The sequence below is a fragment of the Enterovirga rhinocerotis genome (assembly GCF_004363955.1).
GTDB classification, from domain to species: domain Bacteria; phylum Pseudomonadota; class Alphaproteobacteria; order Rhizobiales; family Beijerinckiaceae; genus Enterovirga; species Enterovirga rhinocerotis.
Map to the genome: position 1 here is coordinate 1,814,212 of NZ_SNZR01000011.1, position 21,422 is coordinate 1,835,633.

22 protein-coding genes and 1 riboswitch are annotated in these 21,422 nt (G+C 68.4%); of the genes, 6 read left to right on the forward strand and 16 right to left on the reverse strand.

The window, feature by feature from the left end; genetic code table 11:
* Positions 1–3: 3 nt before the first annotated feature.
* The 5 genes from EV668_RS09325 to EV668_RS09340 form a co-directional block, all read right to left on the reverse strand.
* A complete protein-coding gene (locus EV668_RS09325) occupies positions 4–981 on the reverse strand; it encodes a Bug family tripartite tricarboxylate transporter substrate binding protein (RefSeq protein ID WP_133769473.1) in 978 nt (325 codons plus the stop codon).
* Between the two features lie 125 nt (positions 982–1,106).
* The gene (gene amrB / locus EV668_RS09330) at positions 1,107–2,777 is read right to left on the reverse strand and encodes an AmmeMemoRadiSam system protein B (protein WP_166652394.1); all 1,671 of its coding nucleotides are present in this window, start codon (positions 2,775–2,777) and stop codon (positions 1,107–1,109) included.
* 107 nt (positions 2,778–2,884) lie between these two features.
* Complete coding sequence (locus EV668_RS24745; protein WP_166652395.1) at positions 2,885–3,109, reverse strand: helix-turn-helix domain-containing protein; 225 nt, start codon at positions 3,107–3,109, stop codon at positions 2,885–2,887.
* A 130-nt stretch (positions 3,110–3,239) separates the two neighbouring features.
* Positions 3,240–4,586: a TROVE domain-containing protein gene (locus EV668_RS09335; RefSeq protein WP_133769475.1), complete on the reverse strand. Its 1,347-nt coding sequence runs from the start codon at positions 4,584–4,586 to the stop codon at positions 3,240–3,242.
* 544 nt (positions 4,587–5,130) lie between these two features.
* Positions 5,131–5,448 carry a Rieske (2Fe-2S) protein gene (locus EV668_RS09340; RefSeq protein WP_133769476.1) on the reverse strand — a complete coding sequence of 106 codons (318 nt, stop codon included), beginning with the start codon at positions 5,446–5,448 and terminating at the stop codon, positions 5,131–5,133.
* 125 nt (positions 5,449–5,573) lie between these two features.
* Here EV668_RS09340 and EV668_RS09345 point away from each other — a divergent pair, with 125 nt between their 5' ends.
* Together EV668_RS09345 and cobW are read left to right on the forward strand one after the other, a co-directional pair.
* Positions 5,574–5,906 carry an SMR family transporter gene (locus EV668_RS09345; RefSeq protein WP_133769477.1) on the forward strand — a complete coding sequence of 111 codons (333 nt, stop codon included), beginning with the start codon at positions 5,574–5,576 and terminating at the stop codon, positions 5,904–5,906.
* A gap of 46 nt (positions 5,907–5,952) precedes the next feature.
* A riboswitch (cobalamin riboswitch) is annotated at positions 5,953–6,154 on the forward strand.
* Between the two features lie 67 nt (positions 6,155–6,221).
* On the forward strand, positions 6,222–7,229 hold the full coding sequence (gene cobW, locus EV668_RS09350) for a cobalamin biosynthesis protein CobW (RefSeq protein ID WP_133769478.1): 1,008 nt from the start codon (positions 6,222–6,224) through the stop codon (positions 7,227–7,229).
* Between the two features lie 28 nt (positions 7,230–7,257).
* Here cobW and EV668_RS09355 read toward each other — a convergent pair whose 3' ends face one another.
* The 5 genes from EV668_RS09355 to EV668_RS09375 all read right to left on the reverse strand — a co-directional run bounded on the left by EV668_RS09355 (position 7,258) and on the right by EV668_RS09375 (position 11,996).
* Positions 7,258–7,695, reverse strand: coding sequence for a type II toxin-antitoxin system VapC family toxin (locus EV668_RS09355; protein ID WP_133769479.1), 438 nt, complete (start codon positions 7,693–7,695; stop codon positions 7,258–7,260).
* Complete coding sequence (locus tag EV668_RS09360; protein WP_133769480.1) at positions 7,695–7,937, reverse strand: type II toxin-antitoxin system Phd/YefM family antitoxin; 243 nt, start codon at positions 7,935–7,937, stop codon at positions 7,695–7,697. The genes EV668_RS09355 and EV668_RS09360 overlap by 1 nt, the downstream gene beginning before the upstream one ends.
* Before the next feature lie 232 nt (positions 7,938–8,169).
* Positions 8,170–9,588 carry a UDP-N-acetylmuramate--L-alanine ligase gene (murC, locus tag EV668_RS09365; RefSeq protein ID WP_133769481.1) on the reverse strand — a complete coding sequence of 473 codons (1,419 nt, stop codon included), beginning with the start codon at positions 9,586–9,588 and terminating at the stop codon, positions 8,170–8,172.
* Between the two features lie 132 nt (positions 9,589–9,720).
* Positions 9,721–10,857 (reverse strand): undecaprenyldiphospho-muramoylpentapeptide beta-N-acetylglucosaminyltransferase, encoded by a 1,137-nt coding sequence (gene murG, locus EV668_RS09370; RefSeq protein WP_133769482.1) that lies wholly within the window; start codon positions 10,855–10,857, stop codon positions 9,721–9,723.
* The gene (locus EV668_RS09375) at positions 10,854–11,996 is read right to left on the reverse strand and encodes an FtsW/RodA/SpoVE family cell cycle protein (protein ID WP_133769483.1); all 1,143 of its coding nucleotides are present in this window, start codon (positions 11,994–11,996) and stop codon (positions 10,854–10,856) included. Before EV668_RS09375 ends, murG begins: the two co-directional genes overlap by 4 nt.
* 353 nt (positions 11,997–12,349) lie before the next feature.
* On the opposite strand from EV668_RS09375, the gene EV668_RS09380 reads away from it, so the two are divergent.
* Both EV668_RS09380 and EV668_RS09385 read left to right on the forward strand, forming a co-directional pair.
* Positions 12,350–13,144, forward strand: coding sequence for a glycoside hydrolase family 25 protein (locus tag EV668_RS09380; RefSeq protein WP_133769484.1), 795 nt, complete (start codon positions 12,350–12,352; stop codon positions 13,142–13,144).
* Positions 13,145–13,253: 109 nt separating this feature from the next.
* A complete protein-coding gene (locus EV668_RS09385; RefSeq protein ID WP_133769485.1) occupies positions 13,254–14,420 on the forward strand; it encodes an isovaleryl-CoA dehydrogenase in 1,167 nt (388 codons plus the stop codon).
* 5 nt (positions 14,421–14,425) lie between these two features.
* On the opposite strand, the gene EV668_RS09390 is transcribed toward EV668_RS09385, so the two are convergent.
* Complete coding sequence (locus EV668_RS09390; protein ID WP_245512966.1) at positions 14,426–15,367, reverse strand: nucleotidyltransferase family protein; 942 nt, start codon at positions 15,365–15,367, stop codon at positions 14,426–14,428.
* A 168-nt stretch (positions 15,368–15,535) separates the two neighbouring features.
* The gene (locus tag EV668_RS09395) at positions 15,536–15,844 is read right to left on the reverse strand and encodes a DUF1330 domain-containing protein (protein WP_133769487.1); all 309 of its coding nucleotides are present in this window, start codon (positions 15,842–15,844) and stop codon (positions 15,536–15,538) included.
* Between the two features lie 62 nt (positions 15,845–15,906).
* Here EV668_RS09395 and EV668_RS09400 point away from each other — a divergent pair, with 62 nt between their 5' ends.
* Entirely contained in the window at positions 15,907–16,197 is a 291-nt protein-coding gene (locus tag EV668_RS09400; protein ID WP_133769488.1) for a type II toxin-antitoxin system Phd/YefM family antitoxin, read from the forward strand.
* A complete protein-coding gene (locus tag EV668_RS09405) occupies positions 16,194–16,580 on the forward strand; it encodes a type II toxin-antitoxin system VapC family toxin (protein ID WP_133769489.1) in 387 nt (128 codons plus the stop codon). The genes EV668_RS09400 and EV668_RS09405 overlap by 4 nt, the downstream gene beginning before the upstream one ends.
* Before the next feature lie 56 nt (positions 16,581–16,636).
* On the opposite strand, the gene EV668_RS09410 is transcribed toward EV668_RS09405, so the two are convergent.
* The 4 genes from EV668_RS09410 to EV668_RS09425 all read right to left on the reverse strand — a co-directional run bounded on the left by EV668_RS09410 (position 16,637) and on the right by EV668_RS09425 (position 21,378).
* A complete protein-coding gene (locus tag EV668_RS09410; RefSeq protein WP_245512968.1) occupies positions 16,637–17,245 on the reverse strand; it encodes a class I SAM-dependent methyltransferase in 609 nt (202 codons plus the stop codon).
* 55 nt (positions 17,246–17,300) lie between these two features.
* On the reverse strand, positions 17,301–18,455 hold the full coding sequence (dnaJ, locus tag EV668_RS09415) for a molecular chaperone DnaJ (RefSeq protein ID WP_133769491.1): 1,155 nt from the start codon (positions 18,453–18,455) through the stop codon (positions 17,301–17,303).
* A gap of 118 nt (positions 18,456–18,573) precedes the next feature.
* Positions 18,574–20,496 carry a molecular chaperone DnaK gene (gene dnaK, locus EV668_RS09420; RefSeq protein WP_133769492.1) on the reverse strand — a complete coding sequence of 641 codons (1,923 nt, stop codon included), beginning with the start codon at positions 20,494–20,496 and terminating at the stop codon, positions 18,574–18,576.
* Between the two features lie 195 nt (positions 20,497–20,691).
* On the reverse strand, positions 20,692–21,378 hold the full coding sequence (locus EV668_RS09425; protein WP_133769493.1) for a carboxypeptidase-like regulatory domain-containing protein: 687 nt from the start codon (positions 21,376–21,378) through the stop codon (positions 20,692–20,694).
* Between the last annotated feature and the right edge of the window lie 44 nt (positions 21,379–21,422).

The window sequence follows — 21,422 nt, forward strand, 5'->3', positions numbered from 1 at the left end:
GCCTCACTGCGCCTTGATGCCTGCATCCCGCGCGACCTCGGTCCAGCGGATGATCTCGGCATCGAGGTAGCGGGCATAGTCCTCGGGGCTGGTCGCGAGGATCGTCGCGCCCTGCACGGCGAGCTTCTCCTTCACGCCCGGATCCGCGAGCGCCTTCACGACGGATGCGTGGAGGCGCTCGACGATGGGCTTCGGCGTCCCGCCCGCGACCATCATGCCCTGCCAGGCGCCGATCTCGAGCTTGCCGAGCCCCGCCTCCTCCATCGTCGGCACGTCAGGGGTGACGGGCGAGCGCTTGTCGGACAGGACCGCGAGGCCCCTCACCTGGCCGCCATTGGTCAGGCCCTGCGCGGAATTCACCGCATCGGTCGAGACCTGGATATGGCCGCTCGCGACGGCCGCGAGGGCGGGCGCCGTGCCGCGGAAGGGCACATGGACGGCTTCGAGGCCGTTCAGCTTCAGGATGAGCGCCATCGCGAGATGCGTGACGTTGCCCACCCCGCCCGAGCCGTAGGAGATCTGGCCGGGCCGCGCCTTCGCGTATTCCACGAAATCCTTCATCGTCCTGATCGGCAATTGGGGGTTCGCCACCACGACCAGGGGAAGCATGGCCGTCAGGCTCACTGGGGCGAGGTCCTTGCGCGGATCGAAGGACAGCTTGGCGTAGATCGCCGGGCTGATGGCGACGTGGGAGCTGTTGTAGAGCAGCGTGTAGCCGTCGGGATCGCTCCTCGCGACGGCCTCGGTCGCGACGTTGCCGTTGGCGCCCGGCCGGTTCTCCACGACGACCGGCTGCTTGAGGTCCTGCGACATGGCCTCGCCGAGGACGCGCGCGACGAGATCCGTCGGCCCACCGGCGGCGAAGGGCACGATGATCTTGAGCGGGCGGCTGGGATAGGCATCCTGTGCGTGCGCGGAGCCGATCGCCGGCAGAGCCAGCAGCATCAGGCAAGCCGCGACCCGGCGTGTGAAGCGGACCATTCGTTCTCCTCCCGTCGCGCTGCTCGCGCGATCCGATCCCGGCGCATTCGCGCTCGATGGCGACGGTCGACCGACGACCGCCGACGCGAGGATGACCCGAAGCGGACCGAGCCGCCAGCCGTGATTCAATCCTGCTCGCGCATCAGCGCATTGGCGCGGTCGAAGAGATTGGGGAGCGGCAGGATGCGGGTCGCGACCGTGCCCTGCCGGAAACGCCTCACCTCGAGGAGGACGCCCGAGCCGCGGGACGCCGTCTGGTCGAACAGGAAGTTGCCGAGGGAGGGCACGAGCGCGTAGGCGCCGCCGGCCGGGGCCTCGATCAGATCCGTGCCGCGATGGCTATGCGCGCCGACGACGATCCCCGCGCCGCAGCGGTGCAAAGCCTCGGCCGCCTGCCGCTCTTCCGGCCGGAGAATCGTCTCGTACTCGACGCCCCAATGCACGAAGGCGAGAAGCGGGGGAGCCGCCGGCACGCGGCAGAGCCAGCCGAGTTCCTTGGGATGGGAGACCGGGAAGCCCGCCCGATCGTTGCGGCCGACGAGATTGACCGCGACGACGCGAAGCGGACCGAGATCGGCCGCCGCGCCGTGGACGAGCGGCGTGATCCCCGCCGCCTTCAGCACCGCGATGCTCTCGCGATAGCCGTCGCGGCCGAGGTCGTGGCTGTGGTTGTTGGCGAGGCTCGCCGCCCGAACGTTCAGGGCCTTCAGGAGCGGGATCGCGAGCCCGGCATGCATCGCGTGGAGGTTGTCGGGCAGGCCTTCCGGAGGCTGCCGCAGGACCGCTCCCTCGAGATTGACGACGAGGGGGGCGCCGCCGGTCAGCTTGCGCACCGCCCCGACGAGGTCGGCGGCGATGCGCGGATCGGCGAGGGGTTTCGTCAGGTAGCGGCCGGCGAACAGATCGCCCGCGAAGACCACGACGTCCTGATCCGGATACGAATGGGGGAAGGCCGCCCGCTCCGGCGAATAGACGGTGACGATGTAGCTCGTCGTGCGGGAGGCGTGCGGGACGTATTCGATCGAGTTTCGGCTCCCGATCACGGTGGCGCGGCTGCCGCGCTCCTCCTGCAGCCGCATCTGGATGTACTGGGCGGCGCGCGAATCCATATGGTCGGACGAAATCAGGCGCGTCACGGCTTCGATGTCGCCCGCCGCGATCACGTTCAGCGTCTCCTGGTCCCGCTGGAGCGAGGCCGCCGGCGGCAGGTAGTGCGAATAATCGGTCGACTGGACGACGAGCGTGCGGGGACCGACGAGCGGACGCAGGAGCGCGAGCACCCTGTCCCAATCCGCGCGGTCGGCCCGGATCGAGATCGCGAGGGCGACGACCGGCACCTCCGGCAGCGCGTCCTTCAGGAAGGGCAGGAGGGACACGACCCCGTGCTCCTTCTCGAAGAGATCGGAATCCTCGACGAGGTCGCCCGCGCGGAGCAGGGCCTCGGCCGCGGCGGCATCGGTCGCGACGCGCCCGAACACCGTCTCGAAATCCCGCCGGGTCGTCGCGAAGGGGCGCCGGGTGCGGTTGAAGTGATCCGGCGAGATGAGGATCACGCGGTCATAGGACTGCCCCTTCAGCGGCGCGAAGCCGCGCGCCATGAGGTCGGCCGCAAGGAGGTGATGCGGCACCCCGATCCCGGTCACGGGCAGCGAGGCGGCGCCCACGGGCAGGCGCTCCTTCGCGATCGCCGCGCGGAACGGCGCGGGATCGTCATAGAGCGAAGGGATGGGCGGCAGATCCGCCCGGGCCGGCGTCACGAACAGGAAGAGCAGGGCCAGAAGAACGCCGCGCGTCAAATCATATCCCCTTCCCGGCCAGCCTCCGCCGAGGTAGCGCGGCGCGCCGAGCCATACAACGGCATGCGTTCCTTCTGCGTGAGGGGCCGGCTCACCCGCCGTGCCCCTTAATCCCCCTCCTCCGTCTGGGGGGGCGGCCGCGTGCCGTCGCGCCGGTAGCAGGCGAGCCAGCAGGTCACGGCCGCGCGCACCGGGCCGGGCACGGGCGTGCGGCCGTTGAGATAGCGCCAGACCTGCGTCCGCTCGACGCCGAGCGCCGCGGAGAGCGAGGAGGTCCATCCCCGCTCTCCCCAGATCTCGATCGCCGCCGCGCGCAGGCCGTCGGCCGTCATGGCGACCTCTGGGTCTTCCCGGCCGCCCCTCCCCGCCGCTCATGCCGGCGAAAGCCGGCAACGAGGATATCGCCACCCTGGATTCCAGCGTTCGCCGGGGCGAGCGGAGCGAGGACCGGGCAGCGCGACATCAGGCCGTCTCCGCCTGCTCCCGCTCGTGGATGAAGCGGATCACGTTCTCCGAGAACCCGTCGATATGGGTCCAGGGTCCGTAGCCCACCCCGTTCCGGGCGCTCGCGACGTTGATCATGTAGCCCGCCGCCCCCCGGAGCGGATCGGGAAGCCGGGACGCCTTGCCCTGGATCCAGTGCCCGTAGCGGGTCGGATCGGTCGCCTGCTCGTCGGTGATGACGATGATCCGGTCGTACCGCATCTGCCCGTTCACCGTCTCCACCGCGTCGAACAGAGCCGTCCCGCCAGACTGGCTCGACGCGATCGCATCGATCCCCGCCATGCCGCGGCGCGGCGGGATCTCGATCACCTGGTTGGCGAACGAGAACACCCGCAAATCGCCGTGGATGACGCTCGCGAGGGCGCAGGCCGCATCCTTCCGGGTGAGGTCCGAGCGGGCCGAGAGCTTCGCATCCATCGAGCCCGACACGTCGACGAGCACGGCCGTCTTCCCCGCCAGCAGCGGCAGCGACGCGATCCCCTCGCAGAGCGCGGTGTCGAGTTCCGGCTCGAGCTGCGGGCAGGCGCGCGCGGCCGCGACGAAGCGGAACGGCAGGACGCGATCGGCCCCGCGCCGGGCGACGATGGCCTCGCGCACGAGCGGAAGGTCGACATCGGCCTGCACCATGTTGCGGAGGTTCCGCAGCAGGGCGAGGTAGCCGAGCTTCTTCTCGCGCAGCAGGCGCTCGAAGGTCTCCTTCTTGTCCGCGCCGCCCGAGAGGGCGACCTCCCAGGTATCCGGGGCCGGCAGCGAGCGCTCGCGCACGCCCTTGTAGAGGGCGGCGCGCGCCGCGTCGGCCGGCTTCGGACGCACGAGTCGGATCACGTCGGCGAGCTTCACCGCCGCGTCGCGATCGTATTTCGCGAACTGATAGGCGTCGAACTTGGCGAAGGACCGGGCGAGCCCCTTCTTCATCTGGGCCGAGAGCGGCTTCCTGCCGTCGCGCCAGTAGATCGCGCAGAGTTCCGCCAATTCGTCCGCACGCGAGATCACGCGCTCGATCGTGTCGGCGACCAGCCTCTCGCCGCGGGCGCATTCCGCCAGCGCGCAGAGCAGCAGCAACGGCACGTGCCGCAGATGCCGCTCGTGACGCGCCTCGACCGCCAGCGCCGCGATCTCGACGGGATTGACGTGCAGCGCCGTCTCCCGGATCCGCTCCGCGACGGATCGGCCGTCCTCGTAGAATTCGTCTTCCCAGAGGAGGCACGAGAGCACGGAGCGGCGCAGCTGCTGCAGCGGCGTGATCGGGACGGCCTTCCCGCCCTCGTGCGTGACGAGCGGCGCGGCCTTCGTGTTCAGTCGCATCGAACCAACTCCTTCGCCGCGGCGGCGAACGGTCCGGCAGGCGGGAGGAAGAAACGAGACCGGCCGTTGGGTGCTCTACCCCTGAGCTACCGTCAGCCGAGACTGCCGGGCCGGATTCGAACCGACGACCTCCCGCTTACCAAGCGAAGGATCCGATCTCTGCACCATCCCGCCCGCCGGACCGTCCGGTCCGCCGGGCATGCCTCGGCGGGCGCGTCCGGCCGAGGCGTCTCCGGGAAGCAAGCGGCTTCGGTCGGGCCGCCCATGGGGCAGCGAAGGAGCCGAAACCTCCACCACGGAGACGACGTTGCATAATGCAACATTCGCCAGGATGTCAAACCCGATCATCCGGGGCGCTTTCGACGACGCTCCAGCCGGGACGCTGCGATGAGTGTCGCGAGCGTGCGATGAGGTTCAACGGAAAGCCGGCAGGGATCGCATCCGCCGTCATTGCGAGCGCAGCGAAGCAACCCAGACCGGAAAGGCAGGCGGCCCCTGGGTTGCTTCGTCGGCTATGCCTCCTCGCAAAGACGACTGCCTGGCCTCAGGTCGCGCCCTCGATCTCGACCTCGATGCGATCCTCGACGACGCGGATCGGATAGGTGTCGAGATCGCAGCTCACGGGCGAGCCGGCCGCCTTTCCGGTCCGGATGTCGAAGAGGCCGAAATGGGCGGGACATTCGATATGGCCGTCGACGATCTCGCCATTCGACAGCCGCGCGAAGGAATGCGTGCACAGATCCTGCGTCGCGAAATAGCCGTCGTCGAGGCGGTACACCGCGATCCATCGGCCGGCGCATTCGCGCCCGATCACGGGCTTCTCCGCGAGGTCGGTGATATCGGCGATATGGTGCCAGGGCATCGGGCTTCTCCGCGGCAGCTCGGACCTCGTCCGGTCATGCTAGCCGAGGACGGCGCCCGGCGCCTCCCCGCCCGGGGCGCTGACGCAGACGATTTCTTTCCCTTCGATCCCGCCCCGGAGCATCGATGACCAACTGGATCTTCCTCGCCGCCGCCATCGTCGCGGAGGTGATCGCGACCTCTGCGCTCAAGGCGTCGGACGGCTTCTCCCGCCTCTGGCCTTCGGTCGTCACGGTGATCGGCTATGCGATCGCCTTCTATTGCCTGTCCCTCACGCTCCGGACGATCCCGGTCGGCATCGCCTATGCCGTGTGGTCCGGCGCGGGGATCGTGCTGATCTCGGGCGTCGGCTGGGCCCTGTTCGGCCAGAAGCTCGACGCGGCGGCCATCGTCGGAATCGGGCTGATCCTGGCGGGCGTGCTCGTGCTGAACCTCATGTCGAAGGCGGCTCCCCACTGACCCGCCGCCCCGTGCCCCGCTCCGATTTGACTTGCGCGCGCGCAACCGGAAAGACGGGGCCGACGGTTCCCCTCGGGGGATGAAACGGGAACGCGGTGAGGACGGCTTGGCCGTCCGAGGCCGCGGCTGTCCCCGCAACTGTAGGCGGCGAGCCTTCGCTCATGATGCCACTGGGCTGCACGGCCCGGGAAGGCGGGCGGAGGCGTCGAGCCGCGAGCCAGGAGACCGGCCGTCGACCGTGGTCACGCGCGAGCCGCCGGGCGGGGTGTCCGGGCGGCCCCTCGCGGTGACGCCCTGGACCACGAGCGGACCCTCATGACCTCGACCTCCCGCATCCCCGTGACGGTGCTCACGGGCTTTCTCGGCGCCGGCAAGACGACGCTGATCCGCTCGCTCCTGCAGCGGGCCGACGGGCGGCGCATCGCCGTCATCGTCAATGAATTCGGCGATCTCGGCTTCGACGCCTCGCTGATCGAGGATTGCGCCGACGAGGCCTGCAAGCCGGGCGACATCGTCGAGCTGACCAATGGCTGCATCTGCTGCACGGTCGCGGACGACTTCATCCCGACCATGGACAAGCTGCTCGGCCGCAAACTCGACGCGATCGTCATCGAGACCTCGGGCCTCGCCCTGCCCCAGCCGCTCCTGAAGGCCTTCTCCTGGCCCGGCATCAAGACCCGCGCCACGGTCGACGGGGTCGTGACCGTCGTCGATGCGAGCGCGCTCGCCGAAGGCCGGCTCTCGCTCCACGACCACGAGGAGGAGGAGGATCCGGCCCGCGAGCACGACGATCCGGTCGAGGAGGTGTTCGAGGACCAGCTCGCCTGTGCCGATCTCGTCGTCCTCAGCAAGGCCGACCTCGTCGCGCCGGACGCCCTCGCCGCGATCGAGGAGAAGCTGAGGGAAGAATTGCGGGCGGGCGTGAAGATCGTGCGCTCGAACGCGGCCGACCTCTCTCCGGCGGTGCTGGTGGGACTGGCCGCAGCCGCCGAGGACGACGTCTCCGCCCGGCTCGGCCATCACGGCGAGGAAGAGGAGCACGATCACGACGACTTCGATTCGATCGTCGTCGTCCCCCCCGCCGCCCTCGACCTTCCGTCCGTCGAGACGGCGGTGCGGGCCGCCCTCGCCCGCCCCGGCGTGCTGCGCGTGAAAGGCTATGCCGCCGTCGACGGCAAGGCGGCTCCCCTCGTCGTCCAGGCGGTGGGAAGCCGGGTCGAACTCGCCTTCGCCCGGCCCGGCACGGAGGCCCCCCTCGGGCTCGTCGTGATCGGCCTCAAGGACATGGATGCCGAAGGAGCCCGCGCCGCGCTCGGCGGCTGACGAGACGGGGCCTGCCGGCTCGCAGCCTTCAAGGCAGGGCCGGCAGCTCCAAGAAGGGGTCCAGGACACGGACGCCCAACGGCTCGAAATGGCGCGTGTTCCTCGTCAGAACGGCGAGGTCGTGGACCTGCGCCGTGGCTGCGATCGCGATGTCCTCGAAGCCGGGGCGATGGGCCCTGGCGCCATCGGCGATCCGGCCGGCGGCGTGGGCGCATCTCAGATCGAAGGGCAGGATTTGCGGCGCGTAGAGATGCTCGATGCTCTGCCACCATTCGGTGAGCATGCGCGCCTTCGTGGTCGCCCCTTCCCGCTCGGCCTTCGAGATGCCGGACGCGATCTCGGCGGCGGAGATGACGGACAGGAACAGGTGCGACCCGGCCCGATCCAGCCAATCGACCACTCGCCGCTCCGTGACCCGTTTCGACGGCGCGAGCGCGGAGACGACATTCGTGTCGACGAGGAACATCAGAGGTCGGGATTGTCTCGCGTCGCGCCGCTCCGCGCCGGGAGATCGCCGTCCTCGCCCGGGAAGGACGCGAGAAGCCTCCCGAAGCTCGGGACCCGGGACAGCTTCTCGTATTCGGCGAAGGACAGGACGACGGCCTCCTTCCGGCCATGCCGCGTAATCACCGCCGGCTGGCCCCGAACGGCCTCGTCAATGACGGCAGACAGGGTCGCCTTCGCGTCTCTGAGCTGGATTTCCCGCATGCTCGCCGCCTCAATGACCACTGTAGTCATATAAGGCGAAGCATGGTCGGGGCAAGATGTGCTCCGAGCCTCGACCGCTTCGATCCCTCCCCGCAGGGGAGGGCGAGTCGACGCGGAGCGTCGAGCCGGGGTGGGGAAACCGGGCCGGAGCGCCCCACCCCGGTCGGCTGACGCCGACTCGCCCTCCCCTTCAGGGAGGGATCAGGTCGGGGTTTCCGATGCTTTCTCTCCGTCAGGCGGCCGCGGCCTTGTCGCCTTCGGCGAGCTGGCCCGGAAGCGCGTAGGCCCACTGGGTGATGTTGCCGGCGCCGAGGCAGATGACGTAGTCGCCGGGCCGCGCGCGATCGCGGATCATGGCGGCGAGATCCTCCGGCCTGTCGAGCGCCGCGACCGAGCGATGTCCCCTTGCCCGGATGCCGGCCGCGAGAGCTTCGTGGTCGGCCCCCTCGATCGGGCTCTCGCCCGCCGCGTAAACCGGAGCGACGATCACGCTGTCGGCATCGTTGAAGCAGGCGCAGAAATCCTCGAACAGCGATTTCAGGCGCGAATAGCGATGCGGCTGAACGACCGCGATGACCTGCCCCTCCGTCGACGCGCGGGCGGCCGTCAGCACCGCCTTGATCTCGACCGGATGGTGTCCGTAATCGTCGAAGACGGCGACGCCGTTCCACTCGCCGGTCCGGGTGAAGCGGCGCTTCACCCCGCCGAAGCCGGCGATGCCCTTGCGGATGTCATCGGGGCTGATGCCGAGCTCATGCGCGACGGCGATGGCGGCCGTCGCATTGAGGGCGTTGTGCTTGCCCGGCATCGGCATTTCGAGGTTGTCGAGCTCGAGCCGGAAGCCGGGGCGCTTGTCCCGGATGAGCACGCGGAAGCGCAGGCGCCCGCCCTTCTGGTCGACGTCGATCAGGCGAACGTCGGCCTGGGGATTCTCGCCATAGGTGATGACGCGCCGGTCCTCGATCTTGCCGACGAGGTCTTGCACCACCGGGTGGTCGATGCACATCACGGCGAAGCCGTAGAACGGCAGGTTCTCGACGAAGGACCGGAAGGCGTCCTTGATGGCGTCGAAGGTCTTGAAGTGGTCGAGATGCTCGGGGTCGATATTGGTGATGATGGCGACGTCCGAGGGCAGCTTCAGGAAGGTGCCGTCGGATTCGTCGGCCTCGACCACCATCCAGTCGCCCGTGCCCTTGCGGGCATTGGTGCCGTAGGCGTTGATGATGCCGCCATTGATGACGGTCGGATCGAGCCCGCCGGCATCGAGCAGCGTCGAGACGAGCGAGGTCGTCGTCGTCTTGCCATGGGTGCCCGCGATCGAGACGCAGCTCTTGAAGCGCATCAGCTCGGCCAGCATCTCCGCCCGTCGCACGACCGGCAGGCGCCTCTCGCGCGCGGCCTTGAGCTCCGGGTTGTCGCGACGGATCGCAGTCGAGACGACGACGACATCCGCACCCTCGACATGGGCGGCCTCGTGCCCGACGAAGGTCTTGATGCCCTTCTCGGCGAGACGGCGAACATTATAATTGTCTGAGGCGTCAGAGCCTTGCACCGTGTAGCCGAGATTGTGCATCACCTCGGCGATGCCGGACATGCCGATCCCTCCGATCCCGATGAAATGGATCGGGCCGAGGCGTTCGGGAAGCTTCATGGTCGCTCCTGCGGAAACGTGAGGGTGCTCATCCTGAGGTGCCCGCGATAGCGGGCCTCGAAGGACGCACGGGGTTTGAGCGTGCTTCGAGGCCCGCCTGCGGCGAGCACCTCAGCATGAGGGGGTTGGGATTCATGTCGCGCGGGTCGCGGGGCTGCCCTCAGACACCGCGATCCCGGCGAGATTGAGGACGACGTCGGCCAGCCGCTCTGCCGCATCCGTGATGCCGGCCCCCTTGGCAGAGGCGGCGGCCCGAACGAGGCTCGACGGATCGACGAGATGGGCCGCGATCTCGGTCGCCACCCGCTCCGGCGTGAAATCGGGCTGCATCACGAGCGTCGCGGCGCCGATCTCGGCCAGCGTCTTCGCGTTGGCGGCCTGGTCCTGGTCGAGCGCGCCGGGCAGCGGCACGAGGACCGACGGACGGCCGATCGCGGCGAGTTCCGCCACCGTGGAGGCGCCCGAGCGCGAGATGACGAGATGCGCCGCCGCCATCCGCGCCGGCAGGTCCTTGAAGAACGGCTCGACGCTCGCCGCGATGCCGGCTTCGGCATAGGCCGCCCGGACCGCCTCGAGATCCTCGGGCCGCGCCTGCTGGTCGACATGCAGCCGTGCGCGCGCATCGGGCGGCAGGGAGAGCAGCGCCGGCGGCACGATCTCGCTCATGATCCGCGCGCCCTGGCTGCCGCCGAAGACCGCGAGCCGGAGATCGCCGCCGGCGACGGGAGCGGCATAGGGCGTCCTGGCCGCCTCGATCACCGCCGGGCGGATCGGATTGCCGGTATAGTGCCGGCGGCTCGCCATGGAATCCGGCACGCCCTTCACGTCGGCGAAACCGGTCGCGATGGCGCTGACGCGCGGCAGCAGGAACTTGTTCGCCCTCCCGATCACGCCGTTCTGCTCGTGGATCAGCGTCGGGATCTGCAGGATCGTCGCGGCGAAAACGGGCGGGACGGTCGGATAGCCGCCGAACCCGACGACGCAGGCAGGCCTCTCGGCCCGCAGAGCCCGCAGGGACGCCATGACGCCCCGTCCGAGCTTCAGCGCGGCGAACGCCTTCGCGACGATCGAGCCGCCGGAGGGCGTCGCCGAGGGAATGCGGACGACCCGTTCGGCCGGGAAGGTCTGCGCGATCTGCTCGACGCGCCCGTCCGTCGCCAGGAACACCCGCACGCCACGCCCGCGCAGCGCCACTGCCAGGGCCTCGGCCGGGAAGAGATGGCCGCCCGTGCCGCCGGCCGCGAGGAGAACGGGACGTCCGACGCTCACGCCTGGCCCCCGAAGGCGAAGCGGTCGAGCCGCTCCGCACGGGGCCGGCGGCGCGTGAGCGCGATCAGGAAGCCCATGGCGAGTGCGAGCGAGAAGAGCGAGGAGCCGCCATAGGAGACGAAGGGCAGCGTCATGCCCTTCGCCGGCATCAGATGCACGTTGACCATCATGTTGATGCAGGCCTGGAGGCCGAACATCATGACGAGGCCCGTGACGGCGAGGCGCACGAAGGTGTCCTCGTTGCGGCATGCGAGGACGAGGCCGCGCAGCACGATCGTCGCGAACAGGGCCACGACGGCGACGCAGACGAGGACGCCGAATTCCTCGCCCGTCACCGAGAAGATGAAGTCCGTATGGGCATCGGGCAGGATGCGCTTGATCGTTCCTTCGCCCGGTCCGCGGCCGAGCAGGCCGCCCTTGGTGAAGCTCTCGAGCGCGGTGGCGACCTGGAAGCTGTCGCCCGAATCCTTGTCGAGGAAGCGCTCGAAGCGCTCACGGACGTGAGGCAGCAGCGTGTAGGCCGCAAAGACGCCGACGAGGCCGATCCCGCCGAGGCTCGCCACCCAGAGCCAGTGCAGGCCCGCGACGAAGAAGAGACCGCCCCAGGTGATCGCGACCAGCATCGTCTGGCCGAAATCGGGCTGGAGGATGAGCGGGACGATCGTCGCCGGCAGGAGCAGGATCGCGAGGAGTGCACCCGGCATGTCGCGACGCTTCGCGCCTTCGGAGAAGGCCCAGGCGGCCAGCACGACGAAGGCGGGCTTGACCATCTCCGAGGGCTGCAGCCCGAACGAGCCGATCTGCACCCAGCGATGGGCGCCCTTGATCTCCGGCCCGAACTTCAGGGCGAGGAGGCACAGCGCGATGCCGGCGACATAGACGACGAAGGCGAGCCGCCGGACCTGCCGCAGCGACAGGAAGGACACGGAGACGAGGATCCCCACGGCCGGCAGGAGATAGATGAACTGCCGGTTGACGAAATGGAACGGGGACAGCCCCAGCCGTTCGGCCACGGGCGGGCCGCCCGCCATCAGGAAGACGAGCCCCGCCACCATGAGGGCTGCGAGGCTTGCCAGGATCGGACGGTCGACCGTCCAGGCCCAATCGCCCAGATAGGTGCGCTCAGCGCGGGAAGACATGCGGTCGGCTCCAGGATCGCTCCTGCCACGACGCGCGGAAAATGGTTAATCCTGCGTTTAAGGGGACCTGGGGACGGCGTCAGTGCGCTCCCGCCCCGCTTGTCTCCACAGGTATCCGGAGCCGATGCGCACGCGCGCTGCCGAGGGCGGCCGGTCGGATCGGGCGGTCTTCGCAAGCGCGTTGCGGCCGCTGCGGCGTGATGCCCCGGACGGAGCAGCGTTCCCAGGGGGAGACCGTGCCATGTCTCCGATTCGCAACAGCTTTCCGGCCTCCGCTCCGAAGTCGTCAAAGTTCCTTTAACTGCCTTTCTGGCATCCGGTAGGTTCAGAGTTGCGTAACCGGGGCCAAGAACATGGTCGTCGCCAAGGCGAGACAACGAGCCGGCTGGGTCGCGCTCGCGGCAATCGCCGTGAGCCTTTTGGTGTCGGCCTGCGGGCGCAATGCCGCCGACAGGTTCGGCGATGCGGCTCCTCACCCCGCCGTCGCGAAGGCCCACACGCTTCCCATCCACGGCATCGATGTCTCCCGCTGGCAGCGGAACATCGACTGGGCCTCGGTCGCCGCGTCCGGCAAGCGCTTCGCCTTCATCAAGGCGACGGAAGGCGGCGACCACATCGATCCGATGTTCCGTCAGAACTGGGAAGGCGCGAGGCGGGCGGGCATCCCGCGTTCGGCCTATCACTTCGTCTATTGGTGCCGTCCGGCGCACGAGCAGGCGGCCTGGTTCAGGCAGATCGTGCCGCGCGATCCCGATGCCCTGCCCCCCGTGCTCGACGTCGAGTGGAACGGCGAATCCCGCAACTGCCCGCGCAAGGTGCCGCGCGCCCAGGCCCTCGCGATGATCGACCTGATGCTCCGCGAGATGGAGGCCCATACCGGCAAGAAGCCGATCATCTACACCGACATCACCTTCCATAAGGAGATCCTGGAGGGCGAGTTCCGGCACCATGCCCACTGGATCCGCTCGACCGCGGCCGAGCCCCATCACCGCTACAACGACCGCATCTGGACGCTTTGGCAGTACACGACGACCGGGCGCGTCCCCGGCATCGTCGGGGCCGTCGACCGGAACGTCTTCTACGGCGGCGAACGCGACTGGGCCTATTTCGCCCGGACCGGCTGCGATCCCCGCCACCGCTGCAAGTGAGGCGGAAACGGACCCGGTGCGCGCGGTGAGGCGAAGGCCTCCCGCCGAGATCGGCCTGTCACGGCACGCGAGGCTGCGATAAGCTCCGGGGAAACTGGAGGACGCGGCCTTGATCCCGAACGCGATGCGCGATTTCGACTTCGACCTCGGCGAGACGGCCGACGAGATCAGGTCCACCGTCCGGGACTTCTCGCAGAACGAGATCGCGCCGCGCGCGGACGAGATCGACCGCAGCAACACCTTCCCGCGCGACCTCTGGCCGAAGATGGGCGCCCTCGGCCTGCACGGCATCACGGTCGAGGAGGATTATGGCGGGACCGGGCTCGGCTATCTCGAGCACGTCGTCGCGATGGAGGAGGTCTCGCGCGCCTCGGCCTCGGTCGGCCTCTCCTACGGCGCCCATTCCAATCTCTGCGTGAACCAGATCAGCCGAAACGGCACGGAAGCGCAGAAGCGCCGATACCTGCCGAAGCTGATCTCCGGCGAGCATGTCGGCGCCCTCGCCATGTCCGAGCCGGGCTCGGGCTCCGACGTCGTCTCGATGAAGACGCGGGCGGAGAAGCGCGGCGACCGCTACGTCCTCAACGGCAACAAGATGTGGATCACGAACGGGCCGGTCGCCGAGACCCTCGTCGTCTACGCCAAGACCGATCCCGAGGCCGGGCCGCGCGGGATCACCGCCTTCCTGATCGAGAAGGGCATGGCGGGCTTCTCGACCCATCAGAAGCTCGACAAGCTCGGCATGCGGGGCTCGGACACCTGCGAACTCGTCTTCGAGGATTGCGAGGTTCCGGAGGAGAACGTGCTCGGCAGCGTCGGCCGGGGCGTGAACGTCCTCATGAGCGGGCTCGATTACGAGCGTGCCGTGCTCGCGGCGGGCCCCCTCGGCATCATGCAGGCCTGCATGGATGTCGTGATGCCGTATATCCACGAGCGCAAGCAGTTCGGACAGCCGATCGGCACCTTTCAGCTCGTGCAGGGCAAGGTCGCCGACATGTACACGTCGATGAATGCCTGCAAGGCCTATGTCTACGCGGTGGCCAAGGCCTGCGACCGCGGCCGCACGACGCGCGAGGACGCCGCGGGCGCGATCCTGATCGCCGCCGAGAAGGCGACGCAATGCGCCCTCGACGCGATCCAACTCCTCGGCGGCAACGGCTACATCAACGACTATCCGACCGGCCGACTGCTCCGCGACGCCAAGCTCTACGAGATCGGCGCGGGGACGAGCGAGATCAGGCGCATGCTGATCGGGCGGGAGCTGTTCGGGGCGTAGGGGGGCTAGAGATCCACGAGCCGAGCCGCAACCTCCGGCATCTTGGCGAGGCTGCCGGCGATCCGCTCACGCCATCGCGGCCCGCGAGCCGTCGCATCCTCATAAGCCTCGCGCAGTTCGTCCGGGCGCAAGGTTGCGAGCGCCTCGATCAGGAACGCGGCCTGGGCCCGGTCCTTCCGGGCCTTGAGGCCGTCGGGCCCACCCTGCCGGCGCTCAGCCACGATGAGCTTGTGAATGGCGAAACGCTCGGGGCGAGGGATCTGGATCAGGATGCCCGATCGATAGAGCGAGACGGCGGGAATCGGATCCTCCAGGAGGAAATCGAGGTGCCGGAGCGCCTGCGCGCTGACGCCGAGCGCCGGAAGGTCCCGGATGCCCTCCTCGCGTTGCGCCGGCATGAGGAATTCGATGAGGGTCTCCCCTCCATGCTGCTGCCAGCGCCAGGTCTTGCCGCGCTCGAGCGAGGGGGCGGCCGAGAACTTCAGGCCCGAAAAGACATCGACGAGAGGCTGCTCCACGCTATCGCCGATCGCGAAGGACAAGCGCTCGAAACTGCCGATGTCGATGTCGCCGGTCTGGGCGAGCTGATCGAAGCCGAACACGACCCCCAGCTCCCCTTCGTAATGTCGGAACGCGACGGTCCCGACCAAGGTCCCGCCGAGCCTGAACACGCCGGCCTTCGACAGCCCGGACAGAATGCTCCCGGTCTTCTGATCGGTAGAGCCGTAGCCCTCGGCCCGCATGATCCGGACGAGGCGGGTCATGTCCCGTCTGCGGGCGTCCGCATCCTTCTTGAGATCGCTCGCGCGGGCCAGTCTGTCGCGCAGCGCCTCGGTATCGGGGCCGATATAGCGCTGGGCCATCGTGTTGCCGATCCGATACTTGTCGTACCAGAACACGCGGCCTTTCACCGAGACCCGCGTCGGAGCACCACGAATGTCGGACACCTGCTCGTCCATGAGCAGGCGCCGGAGGTCGTGATAGGCCGATTGCCCGACATGTGAATGATAGCGGATCACGCCGCTATACAGCATAAATTATTTTTGCTGTATAGCGCGCCCGCCTGCCATCGGTCCGAGGCCGTGCGTCGACATCTCCGCCTCAGCCGAGCGCGCTCACGCCCCAGGCTGCGGCCCGTCGTAGCCTTCGATGATGATGAGATCCATCTCGGCGCCGCCCTTCTGGAGGGCGCGGGCGGCCTGGTATTCCTCCGAGGCCCAGCAATCGAGCGCAGCCTGGTAGGACGGGAACTCGATCACGACATTGCGCTGGCGGGACGAGCCGACGGCCGTCTCGAAGGCGCCGCCGCGGACCAGGAAGCGGCCGCCGAACTTGGCGAAGGCTTTGCCGTTCGCGGCCACGTAGTTCTTGTAGTTGTCGGGGTCGTGCACGTCGACGCGACCGATCCACAGGCCCTTCGGCATTCTCGCCTCCCTTGCTGACGTTTTTCGAGTTGACTAGTTTAGTTGGCTAACAGGAGCCCGTCATGGCCGCAAGCACGAAGGGATTCGCCGACGGGCCGCGCAAGCCCTATCGCGCCGAGGGCGCCGAGGTGACGGTGCACCAGGCCAAGACGCACCTCTCGCGCCTGCTGGCGGAGGTCGAGGGCGGCGCGACGATCGTCATCACGCGGCGCGGAAAGCCGGTCGCGACGCTGCAACCGATCGAGGGCCGGCCGAAACGCGTCTTCGGATCGATGAAGGGCATGCTCGAGATCGACGAGCGCTTCTTCGAGCCTCTGCCGGAGGACGAGTTGCGTGCGTGGGAAGGCGAATGAGGTTCCTGGCCGATACACATGCCGTGCTTTGGTATCTGCTCGGCAAGCGCGCCCTGCCGGATCGCGTGCGGGATGCTTTCGACGACGGCGCCAACGAGGTCTTCGTGAGCGCCGCATCGGCCTGGGAGATCACGACGAAACACCGACTCGGCAAGTTGCCTGAAGCGGATTTCATCGCGGCAGCGGTGGAGCATCATTTGAGCGGTCACGGCTTTCAACCGCTCCCAATCACGATGGCGCATGCCGAGATGGCGGGACGCCTCGCAGGGACGCATCGCGACCCCTTCGACAGGATGCTGATCGCTCAGGCCCTGTCGGAGAACCTCACCCTCGTCTCGAACGAGGCGGCCTTCGACGCCTTCGGCGTGAGCCGCCTCTGGTGAGGCTGGAGTTGCATGCCGTTGTCGGGAAAGCGGATTCCACTGTCCCGCGGCACGCTCTAGGGCCGGCGGTAGACCCAGACGCGCGCCGGCGGGAAGTTCAGCCAGATGCGGTCGGACGGGGTGGTCGTGTAATGCTCGGCGCTCGGGATCGGCGCCTTCACCCCGTAGGTGAACTGAACGAAGGGGGCGTTGCGGTCCAGCATGTCGTGGGCGGCATGCAGGAGCCCGATCCGCTGATCCAGCGGCTTGTTCAGGAGCGGCAGGCTCGACAGGACGGCCGCGCAGGGCTCCTGGACCACGTCCGCCAGGACCTCGCCGGCCGCATAGGCGTCGCCCTGGATGATGGTGGCGCGCGGGTAGCGGCGCTTCAGGAGGGCGCAGAAATCCGCGCTGTACTCGACGAGGACGAGACGCTCCTGCTCGATGCCGCGGCGCAGAAGCGCCTCCGTCACCGGCCCGGTGCCGGGTCCGAGCTCGACGATCTGTCCGTTGCGCCGCGGATGGACGTACGACGCCATGGCGTCGGCCAGGAAGCGGCCGGACGGCGCCACGGCCCCGGTCAGGAGCGGACGCTCGAACCACGACCGCAGGAAGCGGGTCTCGTTCTCGAAACGCGGACGATCGGGAGAACGCCTGCGCGAACGATCACCGGTAAATTGCAGCACCCCGTGACCCCTGTTTTCGTCTGTCCCAAACCCTACGCCATAACGCATCACGGCGTCAGGATCGACTCGCACCGCCGATCCCTTCGAAGAAATCCTTCATCCGCGCAAAAAATCCAGCGCTTTCGGGCGAGGTATCCTTCGACGATTCCTTCTCGAACTCCAGCAGAAGTTCGCGCTGCCGCCGCGTGAGGTTCTGCGGCGTCTCGACGGCGACCTGGATGTAGAGATCTCCGAAATCGCGCGAGCGCAGGACGCTCATGCCCTTCTGCCGCAAGCGAAATTGCTTCCCCGACGAGGTTCCCTCGGGAACCTTCACCTTCGCCTCCTGGCCATCGATGGTCGGCACCACGAACTCTCCGCCGAGCGAGGCCGTCACGAAGGAAATCGGCACCTGGCAATAGAGGTCGGCACCGTCGCGCTGGAAGAACTCGTGCGGCTTCACGGTCAGGAAAATGTAGAGATCGCCAGGCGGGCCACCGCGCATGCCGGCCTCGCCCTCCCCCGCGATTCGGATCCGCGTGCCGTCCTCGACGCCCGCCGGAACGTTGACCGACAGCGTCCGCTCGCGCGTCGTGCGGCCCGCGCCGCCGCAATTGGCGCAGGGATCGTCGATCACCTCGCCGCGGCCGTGGCAATTGGGGCAGGTCCGCTCGATCGAGAAGAAGCCCTGGGCCGCCCGCACCCGTCCGGCGCCGCCGCAGGTCGGGCAGGCGCGCGGCTTCGAGCCAGCCTTCGCGCCCGTGCCCGAACAGACCTCGCAGGTCACGGAGGTCGGGATGGTGACGGAGGCCGCCCGGCCCTTGAAGGCGTCCTCGAGCGAGATCTCGAGATTGTAGCGCAGGTCCGCGCCGCGCTCGCGTCCTCCAGCACCGCGCCGACCGCCTCCGCCGCCCTGCCGGGCATCGCCGAAGAAGGTGTCGAAGATGTCCGACATGAAGTCGCCGAACTCGTTCCCGAATCCGGGACCGCCCGGCCCGCCGCCGTTCTGGAACGCGGCATGGCCGAAGCGGTCATAGGCGCCGCGCTTCTGGGGATCGGACAGGACCTGATAGGCCTCGTTGATCTCCTTGAAGCTGATCTCGGCTTCGGCATCACCCGGATTGCGGTCGGGGTGATACTTCATGGCGAGCTTGCGGAAGCTCGCCTTGAGCTCGACCTCGGTCGCCGTCCGCTGGACGCCGAGAACCTCGTAATAGTCGCGCTTGGACATCCGTCGTCCGCCCATCCCTCAACGCGTCATGGCCGGGCATAGCCCGGCCAATCCGATCCGAGGGCAGCGCCCCCGAGCCGCGATCGCCGGGACAGGCCCGGGGACCACGGCGCGACGATCACGCACTCTTCTTCTTGTCGCCGTCGACTTCCTGGAAGTCGGCGTCGACGACGTCGTCCTGCTTCGGGGCCGAGGAGGCGGAGGGGCCGCCCTCGCCGCCCGGCTGCCCTTCGGCCTGGGAGGCGGCGTACATCGCCTCGCCGAGCTTCATGGACGCCTGCATCAGGTCGTTCGTCTTGGCGCGGATCGCCTCCGGATCCTCGCTGGTCAGCGCGGTCTTCAGCGCCTCGATGGCACCGGTGATCGCGCCCTTGTCGGCCTCGGCGAGCTTGGCGCCGTGCTCGGCCACCGACTTCTCGGTCGAGTGGATGAGAGCCTCGCCCTGGTTCTTCGCCTCGACCAGCTCGCGGCGCTTCTTGTCCTCGGCGGCATTCGCCTCGGCTTCCTGCACCATGCGCTGGATGTCGCCGTCCGACAGACCGCCCGACGCCTGGATCTTGATCTGCTGCTCCTTGCCCGTCGCCTTGTCCTTCGCCGTGACGTTGACGATGCCGTTCGCGTCGATGTCGAACGTGACCTCGATCTGCGGCATGCCGCGCGGCGCGGGCGGGATGCCCATCAGGTCGAACTGGCCGAGCATCTTGTTGTCGGCGGCCATCTCGCGCTCGCCCTGGAAGACGCGGATCGTGACGGCGTTCTGGTTGTCCTCGGCCGTCGAGAAGACCTGCGACTTCTTGGTCGGGATGGTCGTGTTGCGGTCGATCAGGCGCGTGAACACGCCGCCCAGCGTCTCGATGCCGAGCGAGAGCGGGGTCACGTCGAGGAGCAGGACGTCCTTCACGTCGCCCTGCAGCACGCCGGCCTGGATCGCGGCGCCGATCGCGACGACCTCGTCCGGGTTGACGCCCTTGTGGGGCTCCTTGCCGAAGAACGTCTTCACGACCTCCTGGACCTTCGGCATGCGCGTCATGCCGCCGACGAGCACGACCTCGTCGATCTGGCCGGCCGACAGGCCCGCATCCTTGAGCGCCTTCTTGCAGGGCTCGATGGTCCGCTGGACGAGATCGTCCACGAGGCTCTCGAACTTGGCGCGGCTGAGCTTGAGCGCGAGGTGCTTCGGCCCGCTCGCATCCGCCGTGATGTAGGGCAGGTTGATCTCGGTCTGGGCGGCCGAGGACAGCTCGATCTTCGCCTTCTCGGCGGCTTCCTTCAGACGCTGGAGGGCCAGCTTGTCCTTGGTCAGGTCGATGCCCTGCTCGCGCTTGAACTCGGAGGCGAGATACTCGACGACTCGGTTGTCGAAATCCTCGCCGCCGAGGAAGGTGTCGCCGTTCGTCGACTTCACCTCGAAGACGCCGTCGCCGATCTCGAGGATCGAGACGTCGAAGGTGCCGCCGCCGAGGTCATAGACCGCGATGGTACCGGCCGTCTTCTTGTCGAGCCCATAGGCGAGCGCGGCCGCCGTCGGCTCGTTGATGATGCGCAGCACGTCGAGGCCGGCGATCTTGCCGGCATCCTTGGTCGCCTGGCGCTGGGCGTCGTTGAAATAGGCGGGAACCGTGATCACGGCCTGCGTGACGGGCTGGCCGAGATGCGACTCGGCCGTCTCCTTCATCTTCTGCAGCGTGAAGGCGGAGATCTGCGACGGGGAGTAGGACTTGCCGTCCGCCTCGACCCAGGCGTCGCTGTTGCCGCCCTTGACGATCTTGTAGGGGACGAGACCCATGTCCTTCTTGGTCATGGGGTCGTCGAAGGTGCGCCCGATCAGGCGCTTGATCGCGAAGAAGGTGCGGTCGGGGTTCGTGACCGCCTGGCGCTTGGCCGGCTGGCCGACGAGCCGCTCCCCGTCATCCGTGAACGCGACGATGGACGGCGTCGTGCGCGCGCCTTCCTGATTCTCGATCACCTTCGGCGTCGAGCCTTCCATGACCGCGACACACGAATTGGTGGTGCCGAGGTCGATACCGATAACTTTAGCCATGGTGGGATCCCTCACCCTTCAAGCAGACCGCCGGGCCCCAGCGAGGCGACCCGGCCCATGGTGATGAAAACGGGGTCCGGGGCATCGGGCAGACCTGCGGCGATGCGACGTTCCCCAGCGATGGAACCGATATAGGCAGAAGCCCCGCGCCTTCAAGGCGACGAGGGCCATCCGAGCGCTGAAACCTCAGGAATTTTAACCGTCGGGGAGCCGGGCGAGGACCCGGAACTGGTTGCCGAGCGCGCCCATGGTGAAATCGTGTTCGACGGTTTCGGCATAGCGATCCGCGATATCCGGCCCCCACAGGCGAAGGGCGAGCGGGCGGCCTCCGAGCCGGGCCGAGACCCGATAGGTCCCGAAGGGGATGCCGGTGACGACAAGCCCTTCTCCCGTCCTGCGGACACGCTTCGTGATCGGGCGGGCGCCCCTGCGGGGCACCAGCGAGATCTCGGCTTCGCTCAGATCCGTATAGTCCGAGATCGCGTTCTCGATCACGAACACGCCGCCGTTGCCGTAGGGGAGTTCGGGCGAGCTTTCGACCATCTCTTGCCGGAAATCGCGGCGGACGGCTTCGTGCGACCCGAAGGTGGCGGTGTCGCTCGCGACGAGATCGATCTGCAGCCTGCGGCCGCCATTGACGATGATCTGATAGGCGTTGGCGCTGTATTCGCCGGGCGGCAATCCCGCGAGCGACAGGCTGTAGCGCCCGTCGGGCCCGGTCTCGCCCACCGCCTTGATGCTGCGCCCGCCATAGGGCAGCCGCGGGGCCGAGACGGTCTGATAGACGGCTTCGACCTTGACCCCGGCGAGCGGGGCGCCCTCGTCGTTGCGCGCGATCCCGGATACCGAGCCCTGCGCCTGCGCGCTCGCAGGCAGGGCCAAGGACGCTGCTCCGAGGACGACGTCGCGTCGCCGGAGGCGGGTCA